Origin of the sequence: Nitrosomonas sp., assembly GCF_040240425.1 — a bacterium.
GTDB lineage: Bacteria > Pseudomonadota > Gammaproteobacteria > Burkholderiales > Nitrosomonadaceae > Nitrosomonas.
In genome coordinates this window covers 42,097-55,607 of sequence record NZ_QPHG01000012.1, presented here as the reverse complement: position 1 = coordinate 55,607, position 13,511 = coordinate 42,097, and the positions used below count along the sequence as shown (strand labels likewise).

The following is a 13,511-nucleotide window of genomic DNA, read 5'->3' as shown; positions in this document are numbered from 1 at the left end:
GCTTGACCGATGGTTTGGTTTAATTTCGAGTGTATGATTAACTCTATCGACTAACATTCTGTATCTTAGATTGTTTCATACTTAAATGCGATACCATATCATATCTATCCCGACATAGAAACCATTCCAGCTGTTTTATCGATAGCGTGCATCAAAGGCGGTGCACGCAATGCAAAAGGCTTCAGCAGCGAGGGGAATTATTGAATCCAGCTTGTGGTATTGCTGGTCGTACTTGCACGGTATGATGAGAATCCCGCGAATCCGGGATTCTCATTGGAGAACAATCAATTAAGAATCTGTGGTAGTAAAACCAATGGGGTGGGATCAGTCGCTGCTGACGTGCAATGCGGTTGTATTCAGAGCGGGCGGAATTAATACTCGGATGGGCCGCTGACTGACGCTGAATACAATGGTGCTTTCGGCTTCGATGTCGCGATTGCGGAAATAATCGCCGTCGACCTGAAGTGGATAGGCCTTGTCGTGCAACGTGCAAGCGATTTGCTTGCCGCTGAAATACTGCATGGGGAGGTTTGCAGGTTTTTGCTGCAGAATGCGCATGGCTTTGACCAATTCATGCTGCGGCCGGGCACCTGGCAGAAAACCGGCGACCAATTCGTTTTTGGATGGATCGGCGCTCGGCACGAGTTGCAAGTTTTTCGCATACGCCGAATTGTTGGCCACGATGACATACCCGGAACCATGGTCGATGACTTGCTCGCCATCGACACTCACCGAGACAGTAGGGTGATGCAGTGAACACAGCGCTTTCAATCCATGCCAAAGGTAAATCGAATCATTGAGCGGGCCTTTTCGCTTGCCGATGTTCTTGACCGTTAAAGAATCCAATCCCATCGAAGCCATATGAAAAAAAGGTTTCTCACCGCGAATGCCCTTGCCGCTGATCAAACCGTAAAACTGCTGCAAGCAAACTCCGGAAGCGATGGCCTGGAGCAAATCATCCGCTGCGGTGCTCATGGCGTAGGAACGCGCAAACAGCGACTCGTTTCCGCCCGGTATGGCATACACCGGCGTGGTTGTTTTATTGAGGAGGTCCAATAACTTCCGGATGGTGCCGTCACCGCCCACCACCACAACCAGATCACTGGCCGCGATATTATCCACGATGCGGGTATAGCCCTTCATTTTTTTTTCGGAGGGACAAATTTCAGCATGCTTGCCTTGCTGCGAAAGCGCTGCTGCCATTTGATGCGCGAGCGATTCCGTATTGCCAGCGCTGGATATCGGGTTAAAAATGATCAGGATTTTTTCCGGTGCCGGTATTTTAAGGAGCAGCGGATTGGGTTGAAATAAATGATTGTCGTTCATGGATGAAATGTGCGGGTTAATTCCAGCGTGTCTGTTTAAATTCACGATAATTCAACCGGGGTGATATTGACCTCCGACCAGATTAGATTGCACCATGACTGTTCGACGGGGGGCATACCGTCCTTGATCCATTGCACCAGATGTTTGGCCGTGTTCGGGTAAGTAACACGGACCGCTTTGGTTTCATAGAGCCATTGTTCAATACGTCTGGCATCGACGGTTTGCATCATCTGCCCATAACCCAGCAGGTTGAGCGCTGCTGCATTAGAAGCTTGTTCCATTTGTGCATGCACGGGTTTTACCAGGATTTTTTTGCCTAATTGCAATGCTTCGCTGGCCAATTCAAAGCCGGCATTGCAGATGATACCCGCGCAATCCGATAAATCTTGCTGAAATCCGGTCAACGATAAGGGTTTGCAATGGATATGCGCATGATGCGAAGGCGATGCTTCCGGGGAATAGATGAAGAACTCGAAATTTTTGAAGCGTGAGAATAGTTGGATGATGTGCTGCTGATCTTCAAACGGCAGATAAACGACAATTTTGTTTTTTTGAATCAGCTCGGGAATAAAAGGCGTCTCAATCACCGGCGGTAGAATAGGCTGATCGAAATGGTGCCAATGCAAGCCGATGCTTAAATCCACCGGCGCGAATTTTTTCAGTACGATTTCGGAAACTGGATCATTGCCTGCGCGCGGTATGTCATGTTGGAAAGCGTATTGATGACAGATACCGACGGTTTTTTTGTTTTGCCTGCGCGCTGCCCAAGCGGTTACTGGTTCAAAATCGCAAATGACCAGATCGTAAGCACTCAAATCCAGTTGCCGGATATCCTTGAGAAAATTGAGCGGTTTGGATTGCAATACGGTTTTCAAGTGATTGATTTTGCCTTTGTTGGTAGCGAATGTCAGTCCTTCGCGCCACTGATGGCCGTTGAAAACTTCCATAGCGAAAAACTTGTCTTGCGGCCTACCAGTGAACAAATAAGTGACTTCGAGATCCGCTGCTTGCAACTCACGCGCCATGATACGGCCACGCGTGATATGGCCATTGCCTGTTCCTTGGATGCCGTAAAAAATTTTCATGGTGCTCCAGTTCCTTAATGGATATCTGCGATGGTGATTTGAAACCTGGATGTGTCAGGGTTTTATTAAATCGGGCAGAGTGTAGCAAGCTGTCATGACAGAAAAATGACAGTTAGATGGATTACATCGGACGTGCTAAAAGGCGGAAAAACTTAGAAATGCAGACAATCGCTGCTTATACGACGGTAATATCGCGGCCAAGTATGCGCAGTGAGAGTTTGGAAATTCTGGGATTGGAATGGAAATCGCGCATAGTCATGCCATTGCCATATACATCCAGAAGATTGCCATGCGGATCCACCAGATGTTCACGTAAATAGCTTTCTTGCGTAAATCCGAGCGCCAAAGCATTTTTCTGGGAAAAGGCATTGTGCGCGTACACATGGGCGATCAGTTTGTTTAATTTCACCCGGTTGAATACATAGTCCAGAACCAATAAGGTTGCTTCGAGCGCAATGCCGCGGGTGCGATCTTCAGAGTCCGGCAATCCGATCAGAAACTCCGCCCGGCGATGCGATAAATTGATGTCGACGAGGTTGGCGATACCGGCCGGTTGGCCGGTTTCTTTGCGGAAAATGATCCAGTCGACGGATTTAGTCTGGCAAGGATGCAATGCCTGCGTCTGACGCAATTTTTCGGCTAATTCATCGGTCGGTTGATGGCGCGGAATATATTGATTGTACAACGCCATGAAGTCATTATTTTGGTGGCAGTACCGCAAGTAAGCAGCGTCTTGTGCTTCGTAGCGGCGCAAGTATAACTTCTTTCCCTCCAACGGTTCCAACCAGCAGGAATCGACTTCGGCAAGATTGTTGCGCGCCTGATTGAAGTTGGGGGTTAACTGTAATGCTTTATGGAACTGGGCTCTGGCTTCATCAATTCTTCCCAGGTTTTTTAAGGCCTGCCCCAAATTATTGCAGGCTTCCGAATAATCGCCCTGCAACTCGATTGCTTGTTGATAGCAGGGAATTGCTTCCGCGGTCTGGTTCATTTTTTGCAGCGCATTGCCCAGGTTATTGAGTGCATGCGGATACTGCGGACGCAAATGGAGCGCCCGGCGGAAAATTTCTACCGCTTTCTCGTGTCGGTTTTGCACCATCAATGCATTACCCAATACGTTGAGCACTTCGGCTTGATTGGCATTGATGGCGAGCGAGCGCTCGCAATAACTGATGGCTTCTTCGATCGAACCTTGTTCCCACAACGCATTGGCATAATTGCCGATAAAATCGGCGCGCGCAGGTGCTAGGGTGATCGCTTTACGGAAATTATCATTCGCTTGCGCATACCGCTTGGTTTGGGCATAAATAATCGCGAGCAGATGCAATGTATCGGGCTGATCCGGCAGTGCGGCAAGAATTTGGCGGCAAACCGCTTCCGCTTCGGAAAACTGTCCGGATTGCTGATGGCGGACAGCACGTTGCAGGGCTTCGGAAATTTGTCGCATGGAGAAATTTTGAGTCAAAAAAGCATGGTCGCGGTGATTTCTTTGACATTCAAGCAGCGCCATCCAATGGCGATGGCGCTGCTTGAAGGATACAGCTTAGGTATTAGAGAACTGGAAAAACCGGATCGCCAATACCTGCCACTCCAACAATTGCCGGTGTAACAAGCGTATCGGTCGTCGTGAAATTGAGCGTAGTGTCATCGCTGATTCCGGCGTAATAATTTCCAGCGGTATCGGTGATTGCGCTGGCATCAATTTCAATATGGTAAGTCGTATTGGGAACCAAATCGGCTGCCGGATCGATAAAGATTTGATTGCCGCCGAATTTACTGCTACTGAAAGTAACCTGGCTGGAATCATTGATCGAAATCGTCCGTGTATCCGTGCCATTGCTGATCACAATATTACCGTTTGCCGGTTTTATCTCTTCATTGAAGTAGAGGTTAATGTTGCTACCCACCGCAACATCAACGGCATCATCCATCGGCGAACTGCCTGACAATAGCGGGTCGCTGGATAATGTCGTAAAGTTGAGCGTCGTATCGTCATTGATACCGGCGTAAGGATTATTAGCGAGATCGATAATGGCGCCGTTGTCGATTTTAACGCTGTAATTCGTATTGGGAACCAGATCGGCTGTTGGATTGATAGTTACCTTGCTGCCGTTAAAAGTGACTTGACTGGCATCGTTAGTGGCGATGGTACGAGTATCGGAACCGTTACTGATAACAATATTGCCGCTGCTGCCGGCTTGAATTATTTCATTGAAAGACAATTGAATGTCACCGTTTACTTCGAAATCGCTGGAGTCGTCAGCAGGGTTGCTACTAGACAGACGAGGTTCGCTCGTAATGGTGGAGAAATCAAGCGTCGTGTCATCACTGATTCCTGCATAAGCATTACCTTCCAGATCAGTGATAGCGCCACTATCGATCTTGATGCTGTAATGACTATTGGGGATTAGATCATCTGTTGGATTGATAATTATCCCAGTGTATCCATCAAAAAATACTTGGTTGCTGTCATTGATTGCAATAGTGCGTGTATCGGAGCCATCGCTGATAATGATATTGCCGCTAGCGCCTGGTTTAACCAATTGATTAAAAATTAAAATAATATCCTGATCAGCTTGGAAATCCGTGAATCCATCCGAAGGATTACTTAAGAATAACCGTGGCTCGGTGGTTATCGTAGAGAAGTTGAGTGTGGTGTCATCACTGATACCGGCATAAGCATTGCCGCTCAAATCGAGAATGGCGCCGCTATCAATGCGGATGCTGTAATTTGTGTCGGGAATCAGATCGGCAGCTGGGTTGATGGTCACACTGTTATAGCCATCGAAAGTAACCTGACTGGCATCGTTAATGGCGATGGTACGGGTATCGGAGCCATTGCTGATTACGATATTGCCGCTATTGCCTGCATGAATCTCTTCATTGAAAGATAACGTAATATTGTTATCCACCGGAAAGTCAACTGAATCATCCCAAGGATTGCTCCCATATAACCGTGGTTCAGTACCGATCGTCAAGAAGTTTAGCGTGGTATCGTCGTTAATACCTGCATAGACATGGCCGCCTAGATCGGTGATTGCGCCATTATCGATCCGAATGCTGTAGTTCGTATTGGGAATCAGATCGGCTATTGGATTAACGGTCACTTTGCTACCGTTGAAAGTGACCTGGCTAGTATCGTTAATGGCGATGGTACGGGTATCGGAGCCATTGCTGAGTACGATGTTACCATTGCTGCCAGCTTGAACCAATTCATTGAATTCTAGCTTAATGTTGTTGTCAGCTGGAAAGTCGGCTGAATCATCCCGCGGAGTAGTCGAGAACAAGAGTGGTTCGCTGGTAGTCGTGGCGAAATTAAGCGTGGTATCGTCGCTGATGCCGGTGTACGAATTACCATCCAAGTCGGTAATGGCAGTGCTGTCAATTTTGATGCTGTAGTTCGTGTTGGGGACCAAATCGGCTGTTGGATTAACGGTCACTTCGCTGCCGTTGAAAGTGACCTGGCTGGCATCGTTAGTGGCGATGGTGCGGGTATCGGAACCATTGCTGATGATGATGTTGCCGCTATCGCCCGGCTTAACTGGTTCATTAAAATAGAGTTCGATATTTTGATCCTCTTGGAAACCGGCGGAGCCGTCAATGGGATTGCTGCCATTGAGGCGAGGTTCACCCGTAATGGTGGAGAAATCCAATGTGGTGTCATCGTTGATACCGGCGTAGTCATGACCGTTTAAATCGGTGATGGCGCCGCTATCGATCTTGATGCTGTAGTGGCTATTGGGAAACAAGTTGGTGATCGGATTAATGACGACTCGATTGGAATTATCGAAGCTGACTTGGCTGGCATCGTTAATGGCGATGGTACGCGTATCGGAGCCATTGCTGATGACAATATTACCGCTACTACCGGGCTTAACCTGTTCATTAAAATAGAGTTCGATATTCTGATCAAATTGAAATTCGGTGAAATCATCCCAGGGAATACTGCCGACTAGCTGAGGCTCGCTCGAAATGGTGGAAAAATTCAGCGTGGTATCGTCGTTAATGCCCGCATAGCCATGGCCACTCACGTCGGTGATGGCACCGCTGTCGATCCGGATGCTGTAGTTAGTGCCGGGTACCAGATCGGCGGACGGGTTGATAATGATACCGTTAAAACCGTCAAAAGTGACCTGACTAGGATCGTTAATCGCGATGGTGCGGGTATCTGAACCGTTGCTGATGACAATATTACCGCTACTGCCAGGCTTAATCTGCTCATTAAAATAGAGTTCGATATTCTGATCCACTTGGAATTCGGTGAGATTATCCCAGGGATTACTGAAGCTTAGCAGTGGGTCGCTCGAAATGGTGGAAAAATTCAGCGTGGTATCGTCATTAATGCCTGCATAGGCATAACCATTCCAGTCGGTGATAGCGCCATTGTCAATTTTGACGCTGTAGTTCGTATTGGGAACCAGATCGTCCGTTGGATTAATGGTTATCTTACTGCCGTTGAAAGTAACCTGGCTGGCGTCGTTAACGGCGATGGTACGGGTATCGGAGCCATTGCTGATGATGATATTACCATTGCTGCCCGCCTGAACCGCTTCATTGAAAGTTAATTGAATGTTGCTGTCAATTTGAAAGTCGGTGGAGTCATCCGTTGGGTTACTCCAGGATAACTGTGGTTCGGACGAGACGGTGGAGAAATCCAGTGTGGTATCGTCGCTGATACCGGCGAATGGGTTGCCACTCAGATCAGTGATAGCACCACTATCGATCTTGATGCTGTAATGCGCGTTGGGGACTAGATCGTCTGTTGGATTAATGATCACGCTGCCGTAACCATCAAAGGTCACTTGACTGCTATCATTAATCGAGATGGTACGGGTATCCGAGCCATCGCTGATGATGATATTACCATTGCTGCCCGCTTGAACCGCTTCATTGAAAGATAGTTGAATGTTGTTGTCAACTTGAAAGTCGGTAGCGTTGTCCAGAGGATTACTCCAGAAAAGCTGTGGATCGGATGATATCGTGGAGAAATCAAGCGCTGTGTCGTCGCTGATTCCGGCATAGGCGTGACCACTCAGATCGGTGATAGCGCCGCTATCGATCTTGATGCTGTAATGCGTGTTGGGCACCAGATCGTCTGTTGGATTGATGAACACGCTATTGTAGCCATCGAAGATTACTTGGCTGCTGTCATTGATCGAGATGACACGCGTATCAGTGCCATTGCTGATGATGATATTGCCACTATTGCCAGGTTTAACCCATTCATTAAAAAACAATTCGATATTTTGATCCACTTGAAAATCGGTCGAATTGTCGCCAGGAAAACTATTGTACAAAAGCGGTTCACTCGTGATTGTGGAGAAATCCAGTGTGGTGTCGTCGCTAATTCCAACAAAAGGGTTACCATCCAGATCGGTGATAGCGCCGCTATCGATCTTGATATTGTAATGCGTGTGGGGGATCAAATCGGTGGTGGGATTGATCGTTACATTATAGTAACCATCAAATGTCACTTGGCTGCTGTCATTGATCGAAATGATGCGCGTGTCGGAGCCATTGCTGATGATGATATTGCCCGTGCTGCCCGGTTTAACTAGCTCATCGAAGGATAATTCGATCGTGTTGTCCATCTGGAAATCGGCGGCATCGTCTCCTGGGTTGCTCCAATCCAAAATCGGACCAGGTCCGATCGTGCTAAAGCTCAGTGCATCATTGATGCCCTCCCAAGCATTACCCGATGTATCGGTAATCACACCTGGAGCAATCTGGATGCTGTAGGTGGAATTAACAATCAAATCTTCGGTAGGATTGATGGTGATTGAACCGTAATTGAATATGCCGAGGCCGGTGAAGTTATTGATGGTCACTTGACTGGCGTCATCAATCGCAATGACTCTGGTATCGGTTCCATTGCTGATGATGATGTTGCCGGTTCCAGCCATGATTTCTTCATTGAAATTCAGGGTGATATTGTCATCGATCTTGAATGGTTGTCCTTCAAATGGCCAACTCCAACTCAGAACCGGTGGCGTGTTGTCAGCAATCGTCGTAAAGTTGAGTGCTGCTGGATCACTCATTCCAGCGTAAGGGTTTCCGGAATCATCGGCAATGACACCATTGGCTATCTCGACATGATAAGTGGTATTGGGCACTAGATTGGTGCTGGGATTAATAATTACCTTGCTGCCGCTGAATGTGATCTGACTGCTATCATCGACAGCAATGAGGCGGGTATCCGTGCCGTTAGTGACGATAATGTTGCCGGATCCTGGTGTGACCGCATCATCGAAGTGTAAAACAATATTGTTGGTAACCGGAACTTCAGTTGTGTCGTCGGCAGGCTCGGAATAATAAAGTGTGGGTGGGGTAGTGTCTATGAATGCGGGTTCAAGTGTGAATTTAAGCGCCGCGCCCAGGCTTCCGCCATGTCCATCTACAATGTCATAGCTTAATTCGACATCACCGGAAAAATTATTTTCCGGTGTGAAGACCCAGCCGGTTGCGGTTTCTGTCAGCGTGCCATGAGTAACCAACAGATTCTTGATTGTTATTTCATCCTTATCGGCATCGGTGAAACCCTTCAGCAAATCGCTTGTTAGGATTTCATAGCCGGTGTTTTCCGCTCCATTCGGCAGAATGGCAGTCGTTCCGGTCAGTTCTGGCGCATGATTCAGTCCGTTGAGTGTCACTGTTGCCTTAGCCCAGCTCAGCGGGCTATTGCCTTGACCGACCTTCATGGCGTAGATAAAGGTATCGGTTAAGCTCTCGCCGGTTGATAGATCTTTAAGTTTTGCTTGTAATTCCGATGTAATAACGTAAGAAACGGTACCAAATTTGGTGATCGAAATCTGCGCGCCTAGCTCGCTATAGTTAATCGCGTCGTAGTTATCACGGGTCAACAAATCGCTAGGCTCGTTCCAGGCGCCGCTGCCTTCATCCAAAGACCATAATACCTTTAATAAACCACCTTGATCATTCGCCAGCACATCCAGTGTGAAGCTGTCACGGCCGCTGCTTAAATCCGTGAAATTATCATTCTGAGCTTTGGAGTTTTGCGCAAATGAATCTGCCTTCTGGATTACTGGATTAACCGCCATTATGTTTTCTCCCCGAAATTAATTGCCGTGCGTTTGAAAAGATTAATTGGTTGATTTTTATGGATAGCGCAGCGAGTATAACTGATGAAAAGCGACATGAGTGTGATAAAAATCACATTTTAGATTAATTAATTCTAGTGATTAGTTAATCTAAATTATAGCCATGGCAATCGCGTGGCAAACGTGAAAATAAGTAACCAAACAGCAATTAATTTCGCTTGCCAATATTGAGGAATAATGATTTTTTTGTGCTTTGAATAAAACACCGGTGATTATTTGGGTTGCAGCCATTGCTGAATTTGTTCGCGATGCAGCGCGTACCAGCGTTTACCGATATCCAATGCTTTTTGCTGCACGACTGCGTTATTGGCGGAATCCATGTGATCCGGCATGTCATAGTCTTTCAAGTGGTGATTGATGTACAGCACTTGATCGCCTAATATTTCCGCGGTTGTTTTCACATTAGTCATCATCTTTTCTCTGAGTATGATCGATGCGATGCCTTGCGCGGACCATTGCACGCCACCGTATCCGCAGGCTTTCGTGCCGTTGATCGCAAAACTGCGCCAGCCGGAGCCGATCGAAAGCAGTTTGATGTTGTGCTGACTCCAACAGCGTTGTGCATAGAGATAAGCATTGAACCCAGGATTATTCATGCCGACACCGCCATCGATGCGCCAGCCGCCATCCTGCATTTGCACCGGCGGGTAATACGATGGCGCGGCGGTGCAGGCATCGGCGATTTCGCTGAGTAAAAAATCCGGCTCGCTGACATTGGTGAAAATTTCCAGCTGATCCTGATTGAGATTGAAGCAGGGAATAAAAATCTGTTTGCTGAGTGACGATAGTTTCAAATCACCCAGTTCCTGTTGCAACGCCAGTTTTTTCGGAATGCCTTGATACTTGGGACGGACTTGCAATTTGTTCAATAAACGGCCGAACCGGTGTTCCGACATTATCTTTTCCAGCAATTTCTCTTGCACAACCTTTTCGATCATGCGCTTCGCGCTCAATTGCCGCCCCAGGATCAAGCAGGTGATCAATCCACCGGAAGAAGAACCGGCAATTAGATCGAACAAATCGTACGTGGCAACGCCGGTATCTTCTTCCAGGCAGGCCAATACGCTTAACTGAATCAGCAGATGGCTGCCGCCGCCGTCCAGGCTGAGAATGGTTTTAGCTGGCAATGAGTGTTCCAAATGAATCAGGCCGCTCTTTTATTGGCCAGCAATTCCGCGTGCACGAGATTTTTGTGCTGCTCAAACCGCTCAGCCCAAAAAACCAGTTCCAGCGAACCATCGAGATGCTCCAACAGGGTAGAACAGCTTTCCACCCAGTCGCCGTCGTTGCAATACAGCACCGAATTGATTTCCCGCAATTCCGCGTGATGGATATGACCGCATACAACACCATCGACGCCGCGATCCTTGGCCAGATGCGCCAATGCGTCTTCAAAACTGCTGATATAACTGACCGCGTTCTTCACTTTCAGCTTCAGGTAGGCTGCGAGCGACCAATAGGAATAACCGAAGAATTTGCGCAACCGATTGATGTAGTGATTCATATCCAGCAGGGTATCGTAGGCGATATTGCCCAGCTTAGCGAGCCAGCGGCTGTTTTTAACGATCATGTCGAACTCGTCGCCGTGCATGACCAGCAGTTTCTTACCATCCGTGGTGGTATGCACGTAATCCTGGTGAATCTCGACGTTGCCGAAGACGTGACCGATACAGTCGCGCAACGCTTCATCGTGATTGCCCGGCACATAAATCACTTTGGTGCCGTGCTTGGCCTTGCCCAGAATGGATCGGATCACATTGGTGTGATGTTGTGGCCAGTAGGGGCTCTTTTTAATGCTCCAGAAATCAACGATATCACCGACCAGGAAGAGATAATCGGTTTCAACCGAGTGCAGAAAATGCAGCAGTGCTTCCGCCTGACAACCGCGAAACCCGAGATGCACATCCGAAATCCAAACACTGCGTACCTTGATGGGGGCTTTATTCTTAATCATAAATGCCTTTTTAAATGGATTGGTGATGGCAGTGCAGCTTAAAGTGATTTTGTTAAGCTTCTTTGAAGCATTTGTTAAATATTGATGAAGTCTTTGTGAAAAAAGAGAAAGAGGGCCGTTTTTGCTGTGATTCTTTGCTGTAAATGAAATGATTCGAGTAACATGGGCTTTTTATTGCAACCGGGACTCCGGCAATACTTTCTTAATCAACAATGCGCGCGCCATCCACGATTCAACAGCCATTTCCGGAACTTGAACAGATTGAAACCATTCTGCAAGAAGGCAATGCTGCGTATCTGCACCACCAAGTGCTATGCCAAGTGCCATATGGTGATGATGAGTTACCGGTGTATGCGTTGACGCTCGGTAATCGTGCGCCGGATGTGCCATGCGTGGCGTATGTCGGCGGAATTCACGGCTTGGAGCGTATCGGCACGCAAGTTGTCATCGCATTCCTGGAAGGTTTGCTGGAGCGCTTGAAGTGGGACCGGGTTTTGGCCGAGATTTTGCAACGCGTGTGCATTCATTTTCTACCCCTCGTCAATCCGGCCGGAATGCTCAATAAAACCCGAGCGAACGGGCAGGGTGTCGATTTGATGCGCAACGCGCCGGTCGATAGCCAGGAAAAAACCATCCTGCTCGCTGGCGGGCACCGGATTTCATCCACTTTGCCGTGGTATCGCGGAAAAACCAATGAACCCATGCAACCCGAAGCGCAAGCACTGTGCGATTTCATCACGCAGGAAGTCTTGCCCGCGCCATTCAGCCTGGTGCTCGACTGCCATTCCGGTTTCGGTTTCCGCAATCAGATCTGGTTTCCTTATGCTCGCAGCCGCTGTGAGCCGATCAAACATTTGAAGGAAGTCTGTTATTTGCGCAACCTGTTCATGCAAACCTATCCGCACCAGGATTATTTATTTGAACCGCAATCGCAGCACTATCTGGTGCACGGCGACTTGTGGGATTTTTTGTATTTAAAGTCATTGAAACAGAACAATGTTTTTCTGCCATTGACGCTGGAAATGGGATCGTGGCGCTGGATCCGCAAGAATCCGCTGCAGCTGCGTCAATTGCTTGGGCTGTATCACCCGATCAAACCGCACCGGCTGAACCGCGTGCTGAGGAGCCATTTGATCCTGATGGAATTTTTGCTGCACGCCACACTGTCATACCAAAATTGGATCAATCAAAGTGACGCGGAAAAACTGGAACAGCAAGCGCTGGCGCTGTGGTATTCATGAACCATCCGCCGCATTTTGTACTGTTGCGCGGCTTATGGCGCGAAGCGCGTCATTGGGGAAAATTTACCGATCAACTGCAAAAACAATTTCCCGCTGCGCTGATCAGCACACCCGATATTCCCGGCAACGGCATGCGGCATCATGAAACCAGCCCAGACACTATCGCCGCTATGACCGGCGCGTTGCGTCAGCAAATCAATTCAAATCAGCCAATCCGGCTGATCGCTTTGTCGATGGGCGGCATGATTGCCATCGACTGGATGACACGCTATCCCGCCGAAATCGAAGCCGCAGTGTTGATCAATACCAGTGCGAGACCGCTATCGCCGTTTTACCGCCGTTTACGCTGGACGGCGTATGCGCATGTACTGCGTCTGATTTTTCATTCTGCTGCGAAAAGAGAATCGGGCATTCTGCGATTGACTTCCAACCGCCATCAACACGATAAAAAATTGCTCGAATCCTGGCAACAATGGCAACGGCAAAACCCGTTAGCCCCCGCCAGCACCAGAAACCAATTCCTCGCTGCTATGAAATTTTCAGTCACCACAAAACCGCAGCAACCGCTATTGGTCGTCACCAGCCGGGCAGACCGGTTGGTCGATTACCGCTGTAGCCAAAAACTCGCGCAAACTTGGAACACTGATTACGTTGAACATGAATCCGCCGGACATGATTTGCCGTTGGATGAATCGGAGTGGTTGGCTCAAAACATCAGGCAATGGTTCGATACAACGATAAACGAGCTATCCAGCCAATAGCAACGGTGAATCATGTGCGTATTCTA

Annotated in this window: 8 protein-coding genes; 2 read left to right on the top strand and 6 right to left on the bottom strand. The window is 48.1% G+C overall.

The features are described 5' to 3' along the window. Positions 1-324: 324 nt before the first annotated feature. From DU481_RS06480 to DU481_RS06455, 6 genes are all read right to left on the bottom strand, one after another. Entirely contained in the window at positions 325-1,326 is a 1,002-nt protein-coding gene (locus DU481_RS06480; RefSeq protein ID WP_350133405.1) for a diacylglycerol/lipid kinase family protein, read from the bottom strand. 41 nt (positions 1,327-1,367) lie between these two features. Then, positions 1,368-2,411 carry an MJ1255/VC2487 family glycosyltransferase gene (locus tag DU481_RS06475; RefSeq protein ID WP_350133404.1) on the bottom strand — a complete coding sequence of 348 codons (1,044 nt, stop codon included), beginning with the start codon at positions 2,409-2,411 and terminating at the stop codon, positions 1,368-1,370. Positions 2,412-2,586: 175 nt separating this feature from the next. Continuing rightward, positions 2,587-3,858 carry a GNAT family N-acetyltransferase gene (locus tag DU481_RS06470; RefSeq protein WP_350133403.1) on the bottom strand — a complete coding sequence of 424 codons (1,272 nt, stop codon included), beginning with the start codon at positions 3,856-3,858 and terminating at the stop codon, positions 2,587-2,589. Positions 3,859-3,961: 103 nt separating this feature from the next. Further along, complete coding sequence (locus DU481_RS06465; RefSeq protein WP_350133402.1) at positions 3,962-9,469, bottom strand: Ig-like domain-containing protein; 5,508 nt, start codon at positions 9,467-9,469, stop codon at positions 3,962-3,964. A gap of 272 nt (positions 9,470-9,741) precedes the next feature. Next, complete coding sequence (locus DU481_RS06460) at positions 9,742-10,656, bottom strand: patatin-like phospholipase family protein (protein WP_350133401.1); 915 nt, start codon at positions 10,654-10,656, stop codon at positions 9,742-9,744. Positions 10,657-10,673: 17 nt separating this feature from the next. After that, positions 10,674-11,483, bottom strand: coding sequence for a UDP-2,3-diacylglucosamine diphosphatase (locus tag DU481_RS06455; RefSeq protein WP_350133400.1), 810 nt, complete (start codon positions 11,481-11,483; stop codon positions 10,674-10,676). 212 nt (positions 11,484-11,695) lie between these two features. Between DU481_RS06455 and DU481_RS06450 the strand changes: the two genes are divergently transcribed. Beyond that, the gene (locus tag DU481_RS06450; protein ID WP_350133399.1) at positions 11,696-12,724 is read left to right on the top strand and encodes a M14 family zinc carboxypeptidase; all 1,029 of its coding nucleotides are present in this window, start codon (positions 11,696-11,698) and stop codon (positions 12,722-12,724) included. Further along, positions 12,721-13,485, top strand: a complete 765-nt coding sequence (locus tag DU481_RS06445; protein WP_350133398.1) for an alpha/beta fold hydrolase — start codon at positions 12,721-12,723, stop codon at positions 13,483-13,485. The genes DU481_RS06450 and DU481_RS06445 overlap by 4 nt, the downstream gene beginning before the upstream one ends. Positions 13,486-13,511 lie beyond the last annotated feature (26 nt).

Bases quoted from the DNA above. Each gene is read 5' to 3' on its own strand.
- DU481_RS06445 (WP_350133398.1), top strand. From the start codon at position 12,721: ATGAACCATCCGCCGCATTTTGTACTGTTGCGCGGCTTATGGCGCGAA.
- DU481_RS06475 (WP_350133404.1), bottom strand. From the start codon at position 2,411: ATGAAAATTTTTTACGGCATCCAAGGAACAGGCAATGGCCATATCACG.
- DU481_RS06450 (WP_350133399.1), top strand. From the start codon at position 11,696: ATGCGCGCGCCATCCACGATTCAACAGCCATTTCCGGAACTTGAACAG.
- DU481_RS06480 (WP_350133405.1), bottom strand. From the start codon at position 1,326: ATGAACGACAATCATTTATTTCAACCCAATCCGCTGCTCCTTAAAATA.
- DU481_RS06470 (WP_350133403.1), bottom strand. From the start codon at position 3,858: ATGCGACAAATTTCCGAAGCCCTGCAACGTGCTGTCCGCCATCAGCAA.
- DU481_RS06455 (WP_350133400.1), bottom strand. From the start codon at position 11,483: ATGATTAAGAATAAAGCCCCCATCAAGGTACGCAGTGTTTGGATTTCG.
- DU481_RS06465 (WP_350133402.1), bottom strand. From the start codon at position 9,469: ATGGCGGTTAATCCAGTAATCCAGAAGGCAGATTCATTTGCGCAAAAC.